Below are 16,429 nucleotides of genomic sequence, written 5' to 3'. Positions count from 1 at the left end.
GCGCATGTCATCCATTATCGGCTGTCGGCCGACACCACCGACGTGATGCGGTGGATCGCGAAGTCGCGCAGCCGTCCCAACGCCGAATCGAAGGCCACCAGCTGCCCGCCTCGAATGGCGATCGGCGACACCATCCGCTGGCTGGCCACCCCCGCGGCGTCGAGGTAGCCGATCACCAGCGTGTCTTGTTTCTTGGCCGCGTCAGCCAGCAGCGACATCGCCACCGCTGGGTCGACGCGGCTATTGCCGAACGGCGCGGTAGTCACCTTGCGTAGCACTGAAACGACCGCGTTCAGTGTCTCGCTGTTTTGCCGCGGTGACGCGCGGTAGGGCCGACGTTGCTGTGGCGCGGGCACCCGAGCCCGCCGCGGGCGTACGTCGACGATGGCGCCGGTGGAATCCTCAGCGGCCGGGGCGAAGCCCGCAGCCCGGAGCACCGAGAGCATCTCGGCGATCGGCGCGGGCGACACTGCGACCGTCGGGGCCAGTGCCCGCAGCTGCAGGTCCTCGCCCGCGGCTACGGCCTGGGCCAGCAGGGCCGGGTCTTCGCAGCGTACGAACGATGCCGCCATGCCGATGCGCAGCTGGCCGTGCCGGCGCGCGACGTCATCGATGAGATATGTGAGTCCTTGCGGCACCGGTGTTTTGGAGTGGTCGGCGAAAAATGTTTGCATCCAGTCGCGAGTTTTGCCGACGTCGAGCGCGTGCCGGATCGACTGCTCGCTGATGCGGTACACCATCGCCGCGCCGGCTGATTCGACGTTGGCCACCGTCGCCAGTTCGTCGGCGAGATCGCGTTGCAGCGGCCCGGGCACCACGATCGTCAGGTCGGCCTGCATCAGGAAGTGGTCGATCGGTTTCGGCAGTGCCCGCGCCATGGCGTCGACCGTGGCAGAAAAGTCGACGGTTTCGGTCAGAAGCGCGCGGCCGGGAGTGCTGATCGCTCCGCGGCCCACCAAACCGAGCGCGTGGCCCTCGGCCAGCAGATCGGCCACCGGTCCCGGCTGCAGACGTCTGGTCCATCGCGGACGCCGCCAGATCAGCGCCGCCGACGCCGTGGCCGCGCCGACACCGGCGCCGACAGGCAGGTCGGCGAGCAAGCCCAGCAGCAACCGCCGATCCAACGGAGCCGCCGTCGAGTACAGCGATTCAGACAGGGCCGCATATGGTTTGCCGTCCGGGCCGCGGCCGCCGATCAGCGCTGGGCGGCCCGGAAGTTCAAGCCATGCGCTGGCCAGCAGGTGCCACCGCTCGGCCGCGGACATCGCGGCGAAGCGGTCGGCGGCCACCGTCGGCGCCCAATACAGGCCGTCGCCGTTCTCCGGTTCGGGATCCGGCGTACCGCTGGCGATCAACCCGGCCGTGGCCGCGACTTCGAGAACCAGGCCCAGCCGCTGCTCGTCAATGCCGGTTGTCTTGGCCAGCCGTTTGACTTCGCGAACTCCCAGACCGCCGCTGCGCAGCTCGGAAACCGGTGTGGTGCCGAGGTTTTCCAGCAGCACGTCGAATTCACGCAGCAGGTCGATGACGGCTCCGGCCGCCGAGGCGTCAACGTCGTCGGACGTGGTGGTGGACACCACCGGGTCGGGTGCCGTCAGTTGCATCGGGCCGGGCTGCTCGCCGCGCAGCACCTGCGCGACGTGTCGGGGCAAGATCACCGTCTCGGCATCGACCCGTCGCAGCAGGCCCATCGCGAGCAGCTGCGGCACCGGCCGATCCGCGGGAGCGCCGGGCGCGGCGTCGCGGGTCCGGCCCATCGGAGATCCTTCGAGCAGCTTGTCCAGGACCTCCTGCTGTGCCGGGTTGAGGCCGTCGATCAGCTCCGAAATCTGTTCGCCGGAGCGCGAGGTGTCCTCGAGCGTCACCTGGCCCGGATGCCAGGGCAACGCCATGCCGGCGTCGGCGGACAACCGCGTCGCGGTATTGCCCCACACCAGGGCGCGCTGCCGCAGGTCGTCCAACGCGTCGATCACGTCGGCCTCGGGGGCCCGGCCGTCGATCAGCGCCAGCAGCTTCGCCGTCGGCACCCCAGCGGTGTCTGCGTGCAGCACCAACAGTGCGTCGAGTACCGCCAGCCGCAGGAAGTCGAGCTCGTCGGTGGCAGCCTTGACCGACTGTCGAGCCCCGGCACGCGCGGCCAGGGCCGCGATGTTGCCGGGTGGCGGCTGGGCAAGGTCTGGCCGTAGTTCCAGCAGTCGGATCAGCCGCTCGTCGGGCAAGTCGGCCAGCCAGGACCCCAGCGGGATATCCGGGGTGTTGTCGGTCATTTGCTGACCAGCGTAAAGCAGCCCGCCGATGCCCAGGCGGCGGCGATGACGCACCGCAGGTACCGCCGGTCGGACGGAAAGAGCCGAGCATTCCGACTAGCGTCACGCGCGCGTACGCGACCTGTCAGAATGGACGGCGTGGCTGACAGCAACGAGGGCAAAACCAGGTACGTCGACAACGGCTGGCCGGCGACGGACCCCGACGACCATGCGGTGAGCGAGCTTGCGACCGATCGCACGGGTGCACTGTCGCCGTTCGGCGACTTGGTGTTCCCGCTGCCCTCCGACGACCTGCCTTACGTCCACCCGGTCACTGTCGTCAACCGGTAGGTATCGCCGGGATGGCTGGGGCATCCGGGGCGTCCAGGCCTGCGAAGGCCCGTCAGTCGGAGGAATCCCGCGCGGACGCACTGTCGCACCTCGACGAACGGGGAGCGGCGCACATGGTCGATGTCACCGAAAAGGGAGCCACCAAGCGCACCGCCGTTGCCGCGGGTTCATTGCGGACCTCAGCGCACGTGGTCGCGCTGATCTCCAGCGGCGGGCTGCCCAAAGGCGATGCGTTGGCTACGGCCCGGGTGGCGGGCATCCTGGCGGCGAAGCGCACCAGCGACCTGATCCCGCTCTGCCACCAGCTGGCGCTCACCGGAGTCGACGTGGATTTCACCGTTGGCACCTCGGATATCGAGATCGTCGCGACGGTGCGCAGTACCGACCGTACGGGCGTGGAGATGGAGGCGCTGACCGCCGTCAGCGTCGCCGCGCTTACGCTTTACGACATGATTAAGGCGGTTGACCCGGCGGCCCGTATCGATGACGTCCGTGTGCTCCGCAAGGAGGGTGGCAAGACCGGAAATTGGGTGCGGTGATGAGTGCCCGATCCGCACGCATCATTGTCGCCTCGACTCGGGCCTCGGACGGTGTGTACACCGACAAGTGCGGGCCGATCATTGCCGAATGGCTTGAGCAGCATGGATTTTCGGCTGCGGACCCGGAAGTGGTCGCCGACGGGAACCCGGTAGGCGAGGCACTGCGCGGTGCGCTCGACGACGATGTCGATGTCATCGTCACTACGGGTGGCACCGGCATCTCGCCGACGGACACCACCCCGGACCAGACCGTGGCGGTGGTGGACTACATGATTCCCGGCCTGGCCGACGCCATCCGCCACTCCGGGCTCCCCAAGGTGCCGACTTCGGTGCTGTCGCGCGGTGTGTGCGGTGTGGCCGGCCGGACCTTGATCGTCAACCTCCCGGGATCGCCCGGCGGGGTACGTGATGGGCTGGGGGTGCTTGCCGACGTGCTCGACCATGCCCTCGATCAGATCGCCGGCAAAGACCACGAGCGATGACGGTCGTCCTGCGCGCCGCGATGACCGAGCAGCCGATCTCTCTGGATGAGCATGAAGAGCTGGTAGGCCATCGTTCGGCCGGAGCCATCGTCGGGTTCGTCGGCATGATTCGCGACCACGACGAGGGACGCCGGGTGGTGCGGCTGGAGTACTCCGCGCATCCGTCGGCCGCACAGGTGATGGCCGACGTGGTGGCCGAGGTCGCCGAGGCATCCGGCGGCGTGCGCGCGGTCGCGGCCAGCCACCGGATCGGCGCGCTGCACATCGGAGAAGCGGCACTGGTGGCCGCGGTCGCCGCCGACCACCGACAAGAGGCATTCGCCACCTGCGCCCAGCTGGTCGACACCATCAAGGCGCGGTTACCGGTGTGGAAGCACCAGTTCTTCGACGACGGAACCGAGGAATGGGTGGGTTCGGCCTAGCGCCGGATTCGACCCGGCACGCGACGCGTCAGTTGACGGGAGCCGACAGCGCCAGCGAGTCCAGCGCGTCGTTGCCGTTGACGTCCTCGCCGCGGATCGCGTCCCACACTCGTTGCGTGTAGCCGACCTTCGAGGCCTGCTGCGGTGCAGCGGGCGCACCGTTGGCGTCGCCGGGAGCCGGCGGCACGTCGGCAGGCGCCGGGGGAACAGCGTCCGCGGGCGGCGGAGCATCGGCGGGCGGTGCCGGCGGCAGAGCGTCGGCGGGAGGCGCGGGCGGTACAGCGTCTGCGGGGGGCGGTGCGTCGGCGGGCGGTGCCGGCGGCAGAGCGTCCGCGGGAGGCGCCGGCGGCGTCAGGTCTGCGGGCGGGGCGGGCGGCACGTTCTCGGGGGGCGCCGGTTGGTCAAAGGAGGCCAGCTGCACCGGCGCGGGCGGCGGAGGCGGCGGGGGCGGAGCGTCGGGCGGAGGCGCGTCTGCCGGCGGCGGGGCCAGGGGGGCCGGGCCGCCGTTGAGGCCTGGCACGTCGAAGCCGGCCGGTGCGGGCAGAACCTCGCGCGGCGTGGGACCCGACAGCGGACCACCACATACCGGCCAGGCGCCACGACCCTGGGTCGCCAGCACCCGCTCGGCAACGGCGATCTGCTGATCCCTGGTGGCCAGCTGAGCTGACGGGGCGTACTCGCCGCCGCCATGCGAGGCCCAGGTGCCTGAGTTGAACTGCACGCCGCCGTAGTAGCCGTTGCCGGTGTTGATTCCCCAGTTGCCGCCGGATTCGCAGCGGGCTACTTGATCCCATTCGCCATCGGTGGCTGCGGCTGCTTGACCAGCCAGAGCGATGCTGCCGCCACCAAGAACCGCCCCGGTAAAGGCGATCTTGGCGACGCTGATGTTCGATGTCGTTGGCTTGCGGTGACGACCACTCATACGCGCCGAAAATTCCTCTCGTAACACGCCTGCGAGGTCAGCTGTCGGGTTCGGGTTCAAGAGGTCACCCGGCCGGCGTCGTCAGGGCGACGATGTCGGCTTCACCCCAAGGAGTCGCATGCGACTCCTGGTCGATCACGGTGGACCGGTGGGTCCCCCGCCTCCATCCACGTACGGTGTCCCCCGCCCATTGGATGGAGCTCGGCGCGATAGGAGGGGGAGGAACGCCACCGGTTAGCTTGGCGAGCCTCCGGCGACGGTAGCGGGTTCTGTTGACCGCGTCACTTTCTACGAAACTCGGCGTTTCCCCCACGGACATCTGCGAAAGCCGCAGGAACACCGGGGATTTGCGCAGGTCACTACTACCCGATATCGGGCCGTGTCCGCGCCGTTATCATTCCGTTACGTGAGCTATCTCACAAAATCAGCCGCCGGCGAAGGGAGGTAACACGTCAATCGTGTTACCCGAGCGCAACGCTTTGGTTTCGTCGCGAACCGCAATGCCGTCGCAGAGGTAGGAGCAGCGGCTCAACACGGTTGCGAGTCGGGTACCCGAACCGGCGAGCCTTTCAACCAACTCGGCCACCGTGGCGCCCTGGCGCAGCACCACCGCTTCCGATTCGGCTCCGGCGGCCGCGCGCGCCGCGGCGAAGTAGCGGATGGTCACCTGGATGCCGTCCGCGTCGACGGGGAGGTCAGCCACCGATCGCGCTCATCGGGCGGTCGGGCTGGATGAAGTTCGGGTCGTTGATTCCGTGGCCGGCGGGCTTGCCCCACATCGCGGTGCGCCAGGCCGCCTCGATCGCGTCGTCGGTCGCCCCGCCGCGCAGCAGACCTCGCAGGTCGGTCTCGTCGGTGGAGAACAGGCAGCTGCGGATCTGGCCGTCGGCCGTCAGCCGGGTGCGATCACAGGTCGAGCAGAAGGCGTGCGACACCGACGCGACGACACCGAACTTTCCGCCCGGCGTATTCGGGCCGGTGTCGGCCAGCCAGAGCTCGGCCGGCGCGGAACCACGCGGGGTCGGGTCCGGACGCAGCCGGAAGTGCGGCCGCAGCGCCGCCAGCACGTCGTCGGCCGTCAGCGCGGCGTCCCGGCGCCATTGGTGCCCGGCGTCGAGCGGCATCTGTTCGATGACGCGCAACTGGTAGCCGTGCTCGAGGCAGAACCCCAGCAGTTCAATGACATCCTCGCGGCCGGTGGCGGGATCCAGCACGGCGTTGACTTTGACCGGCGTCAGCCCCGCTGCCTTGGCGGCGGCCAGGCCGGCCAGCACGTCAGCGAGCCGGTCCCGGCGTGTGATCGCCGCGAAGCGATCCCGGTTCACGCTGTCCAGCGAAATGTTGACCCGATCCAGCCCTGCGGCGGCCAGCCCCGCGGCCCGGCGCGCAAGTCCGACGGCGTTGGTGGTCACCGAGATCTCGGGACGAGGCCGCAATCCGGCCGCCGCCGTGACCACCTCTTCGAGGTGGCGGGACAACAGCGGCTCACCGCCGGTAAAGCGCACGCTGGTCACACCGAGCCGGGTCACGGCGATATGCATCAGGCGGCCCAGCTCGTCGGGTCGCAGCAGCTGCTGGCCGGGCAGCCAGTCCAGTCCTTCGGCCGGCATGCAGTAACTGCAGCGCAGGTTGCAGCGATCGGTCAGCGACACCCGCAGATCGGTCGCGGCCCTGCCGTAGGTGTCGAGCAGCGGGCCCTCGGTCGGTGCGTCCGCGGCGTCGAGTGGCGGGCCGCTCGTCGGGCTCGGGACCGTCGGCACGCCCAGTGCGGTCAGCGTCATGCGGGAACCCGTGCCAGTGGGGCCGGCGACCCGACCGGAACGATCTCCTTGCCCAGCGGCATCAGCGACACCGGGATCAGCTTGAGGTTGGCCAGCGCCAGCGGAATCCCGATGATCGTCACCGCCATGGCCGCCGCGCTCACCAGATGACCGATCGCCAGCCAGATGCCGAACAGCACTATCCAGATGACGTTTCCGATCAGGGCGCCGGTTCCGGCGGTCGGCTTGTCGACGATCGTCCGGCCGAATGGCCATAACGCGTAGGAGGCGATGCGCAGCGACGCAAACCCGAACGGAATCGTAATGATGAGCAAGAAGCTGACGAGCGCCGCAATCAGGTATCCGACGGCCATCCAGAGGCCGCCGAATACCAGCCAGATTATGTTCAGAATCAGGCGCATATCTCCTCCAGCAGTACTGCCAGCCTAGCGAGTAACGAGGAAACGGGGGTGCTTGCCCGCCAACCACCCGAGTAGGATCTGAATCCGCATCGCGTCCTGCACAGGCGGGGCGCTTCTCGTGTGTCCATTCCTAGTTATTCCTTCAGACAAGCAGGTGAGACCAGTGCCGACCGGCAAGGTTAAGTGGTACGACGCCGAAAAGGGGTTCGGCTTCCTGTCCCAGGAAGAGGGCGAGGACGTTTACGTCCGTTCGTCGGCGTTGCCCGAGGGTGTGGAGGGCCTCAAGGCAGGGCAGCGGGTGGAGTTCGGCTTGGCTTCTGGCCGGCGCGGACCGCAGGCGTTGAGTCTCAAGCTGATCGATCCGCCGCCCACCCTTGCCAAGACGCGCCGCGAGACACCGGTCGAACACAAGCACGGCCCCGATGAGCTGCACGGCATGGTCGAGGACATGATCACGCTGCTGGAGAGCGCGGTGCAGCCCGAGTTGCGCAAGGGGCGTTACCCCGACCGCAAGGTGGCGCGTCGCGTCTCCGAGGTGGTCAAGGCCGTGGCCCGGGAACTCGACGCCTAACCCGGAGCGAGTACCGCGTCTCAGTTTGGGTACTCACTCCTCGCGATAGTCGTGTAGCGAGGAGGCTGCGATGGCACAGCAGGCGCAGGTCACCGAGGAGCAGGCGAGAGCTCTCGCCGAAGAGTCCCGCGAAAGTGGTTGGGATAAACCGTCCTTCGCCAAAGAGTTGTTTCTCGGTCATTTTCCGTTGGAACTGATACACCCGTTCCCCAAACCGTCGGACGCCGACGAGGCGCGCACCCGCGAGTTCCTTGGCAAGGTGCGGGAATTCCTGAACACCGTCGAGGGCAGTGTCATCGAGCGCGATGCGCAGATTCCCGATGAATACGTCAAGGGCTTAGCCGAATTGGGTTGTTTCGGCATGAAGATTCCGTCCGAATACGGCGGACTCAACATGTCGCAAGTCGCCTATAACCGGGCGTTGATGATGATTTCGTCGGTTCACCCCAGTCTCGGAGCGCTGCTCTCGGCGCATCAGTCGATCGGCGTGCCCGAGCCGCTGAAGCTTGCCGGTACCGACGAGCAGAAGCGGAAGTTTCTGCCGCGCTGTGCCGCCGGCGCGATCTCGGCTTTTCTGCTGACAGAGCCGGACGTGGGTTCCGACCCCGCGCGGCTGGCCGCTACCGCGACGCCGGTCGACGACGGGCAGGCCTACGAACTCGAGGGCGTGAAGTTGTGGACCACCAACGGCGTGGTCGCCGAACTGCTCGTGGTGATGGCCCGGGTACCCAAGAGCGACGGGCACCGCGGCGGCATCAGCGCGTTCGTGGTCGAAGCGGACTCGCCCGGGATCACCGTGGAGCGACGCAACAAGTTCATGGGACTGCGCGGCATCGAGAACGGCGTGACCCGATTGCACGCGGTCCGGGTGCCCAGCGAGAACCTGATCGGGCGGGAAGGCGACGGCCTGAAGATCGCGCTGACCACGCTCAACGCCGGACGCCTCTCGATCCCCGCGAACGCGACGGGGTCGTCCAAGTGGGCGCTGAAGATCGCGCGCGAATGGTCGGGCGAGCGGGTGCAGTGGGGCAAGCCGTTGGCCAAACATGAAGCGGTGGCCCACAAGATCTCGTTCATCGCCGCCACCAACTATGCGCTCGATGCCGTGCTCGAACTGTCTGCCCAGATGGCCGACGAAGGGCGCAACGACATCCGCATCGAGGCGGCGCTGGCCAAGTTGTGGTCCAGTGAAATGGCCTGCGTCATCGCCGATGAGCTGCTGCAGATCCGTGGGGGCCGTGGCTATGAAACCGCGGAATCCCTAGCGGCGCGCGGCGAGCGCGCGGTACCGGCCGAGCAGGCGCTGCGCGATCTGCGGATCAACCGCATCTTCGAAGGATCCAGTGAGATCATGAAGCTGCTCATCGCCAGGGAAGCCGTCGATGCCCACTTGAGCGCCGCCGGTGACCTCGCGAAACCCGACACGAAGCTGCGAGAGAAGGCCGCCGCCGCAGTCGGCGCGAGCGGATTTTATGCAAAGTGGTTGCCGCAGCTGGTTTTTGGTGACGGACAGCGGCCCAGGGCGTACAGCGAGTTCGGCCCGCTGGCGTCACACCTGCGGTTCATCGAACGCTGCACCCGCAAGCTGGCCCGCAACACCTTCTACGGCATGGCGCGCTGGCAAGCGAAACTGGAGCAGAAGCAGGGGTTCCTGGGCCGCATCGTCGATATCGGTGCGGAGCTGTTCGCGATGTCGGCGGCGTGCGTGCGCGCCAAGGGGCAGCGCGTCGCGGATCCGGTGCTGGGGCAACAGGCTTACCAGCTGGCCGATGCGTTCTGCCAGCAAGCGACCTTGCGGGTCGAGGCGCTGTTCGCCGCGTTGTGGACCAACACCGACAGCAGTGATGTGCAGCTGACCCACGATGTGATGCAGGGCCGGTACAGCTGGCTGGAGGACGGGATCGTCGATCAGTCGGAGGGCACCGGGCCGTGGATCGCGCACTGGGAAGCGGGGGAGTCGACCGAGGCCAATCTGGCTCGGCGGTTTCTGACGGTGTCCGCGTCGACGGGCTCAGTCGCCGAGTAGCAGAATTGTCGCATGGCCACCTACGTTGCCGGTGCCGGCGAATTCACCCGCGACACCGACTACATCACCACTCGCATCACCGCCGACGGACGCGACGGTTATCCCGTAGAGCCGGGGCGGTATCGGCTCGTCGTCGCTCGCGCCTGCCCTTGGGCGAATCGTGCGATCATCGTCCGGCGATTGCTGGGCTTGGAAGATGTTCTCTCCATTGGGTTTTGCGGTCCCACCCATGACCAGCGCAGTTGGACGTTCGACCTCGACCCGGGTGGCGTCGACCCGGTTCTGAAGATCCCGCGGCTGCAGGATGCCTACTTCAAGCGTTTTCCCAACTATCCCAAGGGGATTACGGTCCCGGCGATCGTCGACGTCCCAACCGGCGCGGTCGTCACCAACGACTTCGCCCAGATGACCCTGGACCTGTCGACCGAGTGGACCGCCTTCCATCGTGCCGGAGCGCCCGAGCTGTACCCCGAGCGGCTGCGCGCCGAGATCGACGAGGTGAGCAAGCGGATCTACACCGAAATCAACAATGGGGTGTATCGGTGCGGTTTCGCCGGCTCGCAGCAGGCTTACGAGGCCGCCTATGACCGGCTGTTCACCGCGCTGGATTGGGTGAGCGATCGCCTGACCAACCAGCGATACCTGGTGGGCGACAACATTACCGAGGCCGACGTGCGACTGTTCACCACGCTGGCCCGCTTCGACCCGGTTTACCACGGGCACTTCAAGTGCAACCGCAGCAAGCTGAGCGAGATGCCGGTGCTGTGGGCCTACGCGCGTGACCTGTTCCAGACGCCGGGTTTCGGCGACACCGTCGACTTCGTCCAGATCAAGCAGCACTACTACATCGTGCACGCCGACATCAATCCGACCCGTATCGTTCCCAAAGGTCCGGATCTGACTAATTGGCTTACCGCGCACGGGCGGGAAGCATTGGGGGGCAAGCCTTTCGGAGACGGAACGCCGCCCGGGCCGCCGATCGACGGCGAGCAAGTGCCGGCCTTTTTCTGAGCTCGAGCGTCGACTTGTTGGGCGAAATCATGCCGCTTTTGCCCAACAACTCCACGTTCGGCGTTCAGAGGGGGCAACCCGCTGCGAGTAGGGCAGTGCGGGTGCGTGCCACGACGACGTGGGGCCGGTGTCGCAGCATGTCGGCGCTCACCCGGATGATCGTCCAGCCCCGGTCCTGAAGTTCGGCGAGTCGATCGATGTCCCTGGTTCGCTGCACTGGGTCGATCCAGTGTTGCGCGCCGTCGAATTCGACACCGACCTTCCATTCCTCCCAGCCCTCCCCCGCAAGTGGGAGGTGCCCCCAGTCGATGCGCGCAATTACCGCGGCCCAGTCGTTGAGCACCGCGATCTGGGTTTGCGGCCGCGGCAATCCACCACCGAGCAGGGCCAGGCGAGTCTTTGTTTCGTAGGGTGATTCGGCGCCGCCGTCGCACGTCTGCAAGGCCTGTCGCAACTGCACTAACCCACGCACGCCCCGATGCCGGTCGGCCAGGAGTTCGACATCGGCTTGCTTCAACTCGGTTGAGTGCATCAGTGCATCCAGCCGAATTACCGCTGCGGTCAGACCTTTTCGTCTGCCTAGGTCAAACGCCGTGCGGGCCGGGGTGGTCAGACTGACCCCGTCGCGCACACACGCTTCATCTTCATCGAGTGAGTCGCTATGCACGATGATGCCGCATGCTTTGTCTCGACTGCGCCGGTTCAACTCCGCTGGCAGCCAATCGTCGATCCATGCGGTGCGATGTAGCGCCGCGGCGGACAGGCCCGCCAGTGTTGCGGAACGCCCTGACCAAAGCCACGCAGCGATGGCCCGGGTCACAGGCGTCAGCTTCTTGCCTCGCGGGATGTACACATTGCGATTAACCGGTTCGAAATCGGTCCGCAATCGATGCGGCGTGACGACTCCGGCTGCCAGCGCTTCAGTTCCTCTGAACGGCCACTCCAGCGGTTGCATGCTGACAGAGTGCTCCGCTGCACCGACACCGTCGGCCCAACGTCGACTTATTGCGCCAAAAGGGCGCTAAACGGCGCAAGAAGTCGACGTTCGACGCTTCAAAGCGGTCGACGTTCGGCGCTAGTGTGTGAGCCGGACGGACCATTCCGCGTGCGGCACGTCGTGCAGTTCACCTGCCGGGTCCACCACCAAGGTCAGTAGTTGCACCACTATTCCGGTCAGCCGTCCGCGCTGGGGGTCGACCGACGGGATCGTGACGGCCAGCCGGGTGCCCGGACGGAACATGGTGCTCGCGGTGTTGGCGGGGTCCTCATACACCTGCAGCAGTCGCCACGGTGCCCGCGAAATCGCCTCGGGGACCGAGAGTTGCACCGGATAGTTGTCGGTGACGCGCAGCTCGCCCTGAGCCTGCGGCTGCTGACAGTCGTCGAGATTGAGCACGTTGCAATATAGGTAGGGCCCCACCCGGATCAACTGCCCGTGCGAATACGCGCTGATCTCTGGCCGCTGCGGGCCTTGTTTACGCAAGAGCCACCACGTGCCGACTCCAGCCCCCACCGCGAGCAGCGTCACCACGACCGCAACCAGCACGGCCACACCACGTTTCACTGCGGTGCCGCCGCGGTCATGCCGCTGTCGCGGGGCGTGCCTTCCTGCTCGACCATCACCGGCCGGTTACCTCCGAGGCCCGGGATCAACGAGTTGCCGCGGAAACTGACGACCGTCTGCGCCAGCCCCAGGATCAAAATCGCACTGACGGCCGTGAAGCCTACCCACAGCTCGGTGTACACCAACACGCCCAGCGCGCCGCCCAAAACCCAGGCCAGCTGCAGCGTCGACTCCGAACGCCCGAATCCCGACGCCCGGGATTCCTCGGGCAGGTCGTCTTGCAGCGATGCGTCCAGCGACGCCTTCGCGATTGCACTGGCACCGGAGGTGATCAGGGTGGCGATCGCGGCCGCCGCCAGGGTGCCGGCCACCGCGGCGGCCAAGGCAACCGCGCATACCGCCACGGTGCAGCGCACCACCAGCACGGCGGGCCTGCCCAGTTTCAGCCGAGCCGTGGTGAAGTTGCCGGCGAAGTTACCGATCCCGGCTGCGGCGCCGATGATGCCCAGCATCGCGAGCTGAGCCCACCCGTTGGCTTGGTGTGACTTCGCGACGAATGCGGGATACAGAAACAGGAAGCCGACCATCACCTTGATGGTGCAATTGCCCCACAACGAGGTAATAATGTTGCGGCCCAACGGCTGGCGAAGTGCCCCGCCCACTTTCTTATGCCAGCTCCGCCGCAGCGGTTCACTGTCCTGGCGATAGCTCAGGGTGGCGGGGACCTCGCCCGCGGTTACCTCGACCCAGCGCGGTATCCGCATCGACAGCATCGCACCGGCGATCGTGACCGCGACGACGACGAACAGCGACCCGGGCAGTTTGAACAGGTGTGTGCCGACGAACTCGACGCCGCCCGCGATCGCGCCGCCGACGATGGTGCCGCCGAGCAGACCGAACATGGTCAGCCGGGCGTTGACCCGCACCAGGTCGATGGTCGGCGGCATCACCCGCGGTGTCACCGCGCTGCGCAGCACGCTGAACGACTTGGAGAACACCATCATCGCCAGCGCGCACGGATAGAGCACCCACGACGGGAAACTGCCGCTGGCACCGTCATAGTTCATGATCAGCAGCACTGCCAGCGCGGTGCGCAGCCCAAATGACAGAGCCAGCGCGACACGGCGGCCGTGCTGCAATCGGTCCAGCGCAGGACCGATGAGCGGGGCGATCACCGCGAAGGGCGCGATGGTGATCAACAGGTACAGCGCAACTTTGGACTTGCTCTCCCCGCTGGCCGCGGCAAAGAACAGTGTGTTCGCCAGCGCGACAGCCATCGCGGAGTCCGCCGCGGAGTTCGCGACCACCGGCCACGTCAGCGCCGTCAGGCCGGACTTGTCGGCGCCATCGGCGGTGGCCGCGCGCTGGACCATCCAGTACATCCGGGAGCCCATCTCGCGGCTGCGGAGGGCGGCGGCGCGGGTGACGGTGATCCGTTCGCCGGGGGAGGGGCGACGCGGGGGTGGGGTGTCGCGGTCGGGTGGTTTCTGGCGACCCAGCGGCGGGAGATAGCGATTGGCGCTGGGCGGCGGCGGTGGGCGGCGCGTGCGTCGATTGTCCGCGTCGTCGGTGGGGTAGTTGGCCATGCCAGGATGCGGATTCGCCGATCCATCGCGGGTCCGGCGGCCCGGGTTGGAGCCCACACGGCCCGGATCATCACGCCGCCGTCCAGACACGAATCAATTCTGTCTTATGCCGAGGGTCAACCGGGCGTGGCTCGCCAACCTAGTATTGGAGACGCGATGGATGAACAAGAGAGCGTGACCGGACTCACCGAGGAATCCGCCGTGGCAACCGTGGCCGAATGGCCCGAAGGGTTGGCGGCGGTGCTCAAGGGTGCCGTCGACCAGGCCAGGGCGGCCGTCGTGGAGTTCAGCGGCGCGGACGCGGTCGGGGACTACCTGGGCGTCAGTTACGAGGACACGAGCGCCGCCACCCACCGGTTCTTGGCTCACCTGCCCGGCTATATCGGGTGGCAGTGGGCCGCCGTGGTCGCCGCGTATCCCGGTGCCGACCAGGCCACGATCAGCGAAGTTGTGCTGATCCCGGGGCCGACGTCGCTGTTGGCGCCCGAGTGGATGCCCTGGGACAAGCGGGTACGACAAGGGGATTTGAGCCCCGGCGATCTGCTGCCACCGGCCGCGAACGACGAACGACTGGTTCCCGGTTTCACCTCCAGCGGGGACCCTCAGGTCGACGAGACGGCCGCCGAGGTCGGGCTGGGCCGGCGTTGGGTGATGGGCCTCTGGGGCCGGGCTGACGCTGCCGAGCGATGGCACACCGGTGACTACGGTCCCGACTCGACGATGGCGAGGTCCACCAAACGAGTCTGCCGCGACTGCGGCTTCTTCCTGCCGCTGGCGGGGTCGCTGGGCGCGATGTTCGGGGTCTGCGGCAACGAACTGTCGGCCGACGGACACATCGTCGACCAGCAATACGGCTGCGGTGCTCATTCCGACACGCCTGCTCCGGCGGGCAGCGGATCGCCGATGTACGAGCCGTACGACGACGGCGTCCTCGACGTTATGCAGCCGCCGGAGCCAGCCGGGCCGGCGGAAGAGGTCGCCGAATCGTCGGAAGCAGCGGCGGAGCTCCCGGCAGACGTGCCCGAGCCCCCAGCGGAGCCGCCCAAGCCGCCGGCAGACGTGGCCGAGCCGCCCACAGACGTGGCCGAGCCGCCGGACTAGGCCCGGTTTTGCGGGCAACCGCGTGTAGCAGGATGTTGAGTTGGCGGAAAACCTGTCCTGCAAATATCGAGGCTAGGCTATCTGCGCAACCGCTTGTTCAAAATACTGGTTGTAGGCTAGGTAGACCGATTTTTTCCCGGTCCGTTCCAGGAATTCCTCGAATGCCTTGAGTTCGTGCTCTTCGGCTCCTGGATAATTGTACATCTCATCAAATACTATTACGGTGCCTGATACGATATTATCGCCCAGCCGGTCGAAAACTTCCTTCGTGGATGCATAAATATCGCAATCGACATGCAAGAAAGCGATGGGAGTAGATTTCAAAATTTGTTCTTTGAATTTTGGAAGGGTCTGATCAAATAGTCCCTTTACCAGGCTTACATTATGGAGAACCGGTGGCATCCACCCATCGATGTTAACCCGAAAAGTACCTTGAGGGACTGAAATATCGGGGCGAGCCCATTCTTCGGGAAGCCCCTCGAAGGAATCGAATCCCCAGATCTGTTGCTCCGGATTGAGCGCGGCAATAAAATTGATGGTTTTCCCCGTACACACGCCCATCTCCAAAAATGCGCCGCGAAGCGTAACATGATCAGAGCCGAATTTGAGCACAGCAGCATCTGTGTTTAGAGCGGCGGCCTCGCCAAAGTGCTTTGTCGCCATTTCCTGCGCCGCCGGCGAATCTCGAAAGTCCTTGTCCTTGGGGTAAAAGTTCAGAACCTGACGCCCTTTGTGCCATTCATTGCTAACGGTGGGCATCTTTACCAATTGATCCCAGTTGAATCCTGTGCTATGCGCATGGTCTGATGTCATCGTTGTCTCTCTTCGGGTTACTGCGAAGCGGTCACTGAGCAAGGCTTTTTGTTCGGGCGCAGCTTTCTCTGCGGCCGTTTTGCGGTTCGCCGGCGAGAGCGCGTTCACCGACAAGCTCGAGTATGCGCTGACGCCGTTCTCGGCGTGCCGGCTCTTGACGCCTCGGGTGCCCGGGCGCAGCGGGCCGAACGACTTCATCCAACGACACTGCGGACTCCACTGCGGCATGCGCCGGAAGGCGGAGATCAACGCCCAGACTTTCGCGGCCGGCGAGCTATTTGTGGTCGAGAAAGGTTTCCAGACCCGTCTGCGCGCCACGCACGCCACGGCGGGCACCGACAAGCTGCAGCAGAAAGATCGACGTCCCCACCACGCCGGTTCCCAGCCCGGCCAGTGCCACCGGACGCCAACTCTCTAGGGCGGGAACAAGAAACGCGGCGGCCACGGCGATCAGCCAGCCGACGGCGCCAATCGTGATGAACGGCCACGCCTGCAGCAGCGCGGGCGGCAGCGGCGGCGGCTCGGGACTATGGCCAGGTTCGGCACTCATCGCGATCAATCTAACCCGCAGCCGATGCCGCCGCGGCGGAGCCCGTATCAGCTGATGCGTCCC

The 16,429-nt window shown here is 66.5% G+C and carries 18 protein-coding genes, 1 pseudogene and 1 riboswitch; of the genes and pseudogenes, 8 read left to right on the top strand and 11 right to left on the bottom strand.

From position 1 onward, the window contains the following. Window positions 1–14: 14 nt before the first annotated feature. Window positions 15–2,267, bottom strand: coding sequence for a helicase-associated domain-containing protein (locus ACZY0B_RS17365; protein WP_463765379.1), 2,253 nt, complete (start codon window positions 2,265–2,267; stop codon window positions 15–17). Between the two features lie 129 nt (window positions 2,268–2,396). Here ACZY0B_RS17365 and ACZY0B_RS17360 point away from each other — a divergent pair, with 129 nt between their 5' ends. The 4 genes from ACZY0B_RS17360 to ACZY0B_RS17345 are packed head-to-tail and all read left to right on the top strand — an operon-like array spanning window position 2,397 to window position 4,040. Next, the gene (locus ACZY0B_RS17360; RefSeq protein ID WP_463765378.1) at window positions 2,397–2,597 is read left to right on the top strand and encodes a hypothetical protein; all 201 of its coding nucleotides are present in this window, start codon (window positions 2,397–2,399) and stop codon (window positions 2,595–2,597) included. 11 nt (window positions 2,598–2,608) lie between these two features. Continuing rightward, entirely contained in the window at window positions 2,609–3,136 is a 528-nt protein-coding gene (gene moaC / locus ACZY0B_RS17355; RefSeq protein ID WP_463765377.1) for a cyclic pyranopterin monophosphate synthase MoaC, read from the top strand. After that, complete coding sequence (locus ACZY0B_RS17350) at window positions 3,136–3,618, top strand: MogA/MoaB family molybdenum cofactor biosynthesis protein (protein WP_463765376.1); 483 nt, start codon at window positions 3,136–3,138, stop codon at window positions 3,616–3,618. The genes moaC and ACZY0B_RS17350 overlap by 1 nt, the downstream gene beginning before the upstream one ends. Further along, the gene (locus ACZY0B_RS17345) at window positions 3,615–4,040 is read left to right on the top strand and encodes a molybdenum cofactor biosynthesis protein MoaE (RefSeq protein WP_463765375.1); all 426 of its coding nucleotides are present in this window, start codon (window positions 3,615–3,617) and stop codon (window positions 4,038–4,040) included. The genes ACZY0B_RS17350 and ACZY0B_RS17345 overlap by 4 nt, the downstream gene beginning before the upstream one ends. A 28-nt stretch (window positions 4,041–4,068) precedes the next feature. Here ACZY0B_RS17345 and ACZY0B_RS17340 read toward each other — a convergent pair whose 3' ends face one another. The 4 genes from ACZY0B_RS17340 to ACZY0B_RS17325 form a co-directional block, all read right to left on the bottom strand. Next, window positions 4,069–4,962 (bottom strand): transglycosylase family protein, encoded by an 894-nt coding sequence (locus tag ACZY0B_RS17340; protein ID WP_463765373.1) that lies wholly within the window; start codon window positions 4,960–4,962, stop codon window positions 4,069–4,071. 10 nt (window positions 4,963–4,972) lie between these two features. Continuing rightward, window positions 4,973–5,179, bottom strand: a riboswitch (cyclic di-AMP (ydaO/yuaA leader). 207 nt (window positions 5,180–5,386) lie between these two features. After that, window positions 5,387–5,665, bottom strand: a complete 279-nt coding sequence (locus ACZY0B_RS17335) for a MoaD/ThiS family protein (RefSeq protein ID WP_463765372.1) — start codon at window positions 5,663–5,665, stop codon at window positions 5,387–5,389. After that, window positions 5,658–6,743, bottom strand: a complete 1,086-nt coding sequence (moaA, locus tag ACZY0B_RS17330) for a GTP 3',8-cyclase MoaA (RefSeq protein ID WP_463765371.1) — start codon at window positions 6,741–6,743, stop codon at window positions 5,658–5,660. The genes ACZY0B_RS17335 and moaA overlap by 8 nt, the downstream gene beginning before the upstream one ends. Next, window positions 6,740–7,144, bottom strand: coding sequence for a YccF domain-containing protein (locus tag ACZY0B_RS17325; protein WP_463765370.1), 405 nt, complete (start codon window positions 7,142–7,144; stop codon window positions 6,740–6,742). The genes moaA and ACZY0B_RS17325 overlap by 4 nt, the downstream gene beginning before the upstream one ends. 163 nt (window positions 7,145–7,307) lie before the next feature. Here ACZY0B_RS17325 and ACZY0B_RS17320 point away from each other — a divergent pair, with 163 nt between their 5' ends. The 3 genes from ACZY0B_RS17320 to ACZY0B_RS17310 all read left to right on the top strand — a co-directional run bounded on the left by ACZY0B_RS17320 (window position 7,308) and on the right by ACZY0B_RS17310 (window position 10,752). Next, window positions 7,308–7,715, top strand: coding sequence for a cold-shock protein (locus tag ACZY0B_RS17320; protein ID WP_463765369.1), 408 nt, complete (start codon window positions 7,308–7,310; stop codon window positions 7,713–7,715). A 70-nt stretch (window positions 7,716–7,785) separates the two neighbouring features. After that, window positions 7,786–9,741 carry an acyl-CoA dehydrogenase family protein gene (locus tag ACZY0B_RS17315; protein ID WP_463765368.1) on the top strand — a complete coding sequence of 652 codons (1,956 nt, stop codon included), beginning with the start codon at window positions 7,786–7,788 and terminating at the stop codon, window positions 9,739–9,741. Window positions 9,742–9,753: 12 nt separating this feature from the next. Beyond that, complete coding sequence (locus ACZY0B_RS17310) at window positions 9,754–10,752, top strand: glutathione S-transferase family protein (protein ID WP_463765367.1); 999 nt, start codon at window positions 9,754–9,756, stop codon at window positions 10,750–10,752. A gap of 64 nt (window positions 10,753–10,816) precedes the next feature. On the opposite strand, the gene ACZY0B_RS17305 is transcribed toward ACZY0B_RS17310, so the two are convergent. From ACZY0B_RS17305 to ACZY0B_RS17295, 3 genes are all read right to left on the bottom strand, one after another. Beyond that, window positions 10,817–11,707: an endonuclease domain-containing protein gene (locus ACZY0B_RS17305; RefSeq protein WP_463765366.1), complete on the bottom strand. Its 891-nt coding sequence runs from the start codon at window positions 11,705–11,707 to the stop codon at window positions 10,817–10,819. 120 nt (window positions 11,708–11,827) lie between these two features. Then, window positions 11,828–12,316 carry a DUF2771 domain-containing protein gene (locus ACZY0B_RS17300; protein WP_463765365.1) on the bottom strand — a complete coding sequence of 163 codons (489 nt, stop codon included), beginning with the start codon at window positions 12,314–12,316 and terminating at the stop codon, window positions 11,828–11,830. Further along, a complete protein-coding gene (locus ACZY0B_RS17295) occupies window positions 12,313–13,959 on the bottom strand; it encodes an MFS transporter (RefSeq protein ID WP_463765420.1) in 1,647 nt (548 codons plus the stop codon). The genes ACZY0B_RS17300 and ACZY0B_RS17295 overlap by 4 nt, the downstream gene beginning before the upstream one ends. Window positions 13,960–14,076: 117 nt before the next feature. Between ACZY0B_RS17295 and ACZY0B_RS17290 the strand changes: the two genes are divergently transcribed. After that, window positions 14,077–15,003: a DUF3027 domain-containing protein gene (locus tag ACZY0B_RS17290; protein WP_463765419.1), complete on the top strand. Its 927-nt coding sequence runs from the start codon at window positions 14,077–14,079 to the stop codon at window positions 15,001–15,003. Between the two features lie 72 nt (window positions 15,004–15,075). Here ACZY0B_RS17290 and ACZY0B_RS17285 read toward each other — a convergent pair whose 3' ends face one another. The 3 genes and pseudogenes from ACZY0B_RS17285 to ACZY0B_RS17275 all read right to left on the bottom strand — a co-directional run bounded on the left by ACZY0B_RS17285 (window position 15,076) and on the right by ACZY0B_RS17275 (window position 16,366). Next, entirely contained in the window at window positions 15,076–15,666 is a 591-nt protein-coding gene (locus ACZY0B_RS17285; protein WP_463765418.1) for a TylF/MycF/NovP-related O-methyltransferase, read from the bottom strand. Window positions 15,667–15,912: 246 nt separating this feature from the next. Beyond that, a pseudogene (locus ACZY0B_RS17280) lies at window positions 15,913–16,134 on the bottom strand (SRPBCC family protein); the annotation flags it as partial. Further along, the gene (locus ACZY0B_RS17275; protein WP_463765364.1) at window positions 16,091–16,366 is read right to left on the bottom strand and encodes a DUF2530 domain-containing protein; all 276 of its coding nucleotides are present in this window, start codon (window positions 16,364–16,366) and stop codon (window positions 16,091–16,093) included. The gene ACZY0B_RS17275 and the pseudogene ACZY0B_RS17280, both read right to left, overlap by 44 nt. Between the last annotated feature and the right edge of the window lie 63 nt (window positions 16,367–16,429).

The organism is Mycobacterium sp. IDUB_19 (assembly GCF_055419445.1).
This window is presented reverse-complemented; position numbering and strand designations above follow the sequence as displayed.

What these genes read in the sequence shown, in the direction of transcription:
- ACZY0B_RS17345 (WP_463765375.1), top strand. Translation starts at nt 3,615, where the DNA reads ATGACGGTCGTCCTGCGCGCCGCGATGACCGAGCAGCCGATCTCTCTG.
- ACZY0B_RS17350 (WP_463765376.1), top strand. Translation starts at nt 3,136, where the DNA reads ATGAGTGCCCGATCCGCACGCATCATTGTCGCCTCGACTCGGGCCTCG.
- ACZY0B_RS17285 (WP_463765418.1), bottom strand. Translation starts at nt 15,666, where the DNA reads ATGGCGACAAAGCACTTTGGCGAGGCCGCCGCTCTAAACACAGATGCT.
- ACZY0B_RS17305 (WP_463765366.1), bottom strand. Translation starts at nt 11,707, where the DNA reads ATGCAACCGCTGGAGTGGCCGTTCAGAGGAACTGAAGCGCTGGCAGCC.
- ACZY0B_RS17365 (WP_463765379.1), bottom strand. Translation starts at nt 2,267, where the DNA reads ATGACCGACAACACCCCGGATATCCCGCTGGGGTCCTGGCTGGCCGAC.
- moaC (WP_463765377.1), top strand. Translation starts at nt 2,609, where the DNA reads ATGGCTGGGGCATCCGGGGCGTCCAGGCCTGCGAAGGCCCGTCAGTCG.
- ACZY0B_RS17315 (WP_463765368.1), top strand. Translation starts at nt 7,786, where the DNA reads ATGGCACAGCAGGCGCAGGTCACCGAGGAGCAGGCGAGAGCTCTCGCC.
- ACZY0B_RS17325 (WP_463765370.1), bottom strand. Translation starts at nt 7,144, where the DNA reads ATGCGCCTGATTCTGAACATAATCTGGCTGGTATTCGGCGGCCTCTGG.
- ACZY0B_RS17310 (WP_463765367.1), top strand. Translation starts at nt 9,754, where the DNA reads ATGGCCACCTACGTTGCCGGTGCCGGCGAATTCACCCGCGACACCGAC.
- ACZY0B_RS17275 (WP_463765364.1), bottom strand. Translation starts at nt 16,366, where the DNA reads ATGAGTGCCGAACCTGGCCATAGTCCCGAGCCGCCGCCGCTGCCGCCC.
- moaA (WP_463765371.1), bottom strand. Translation starts at nt 6,743, where the DNA reads ATGACGCTGACCGCACTGGGCGTGCCGACGGTCCCGAGCCCGACGAGC.
- ACZY0B_RS17340 (WP_463765373.1), bottom strand. Translation starts at nt 4,962, where the DNA reads ATGAGTGGTCGTCACCGCAAGCCAACGACATCGAACATCAGCGTCGCC.
- ACZY0B_RS17360 (WP_463765378.1), top strand. Translation starts at nt 2,397, where the DNA reads ATGGACGGCGTGGCTGACAGCAACGAGGGCAAAACCAGGTACGTCGAC.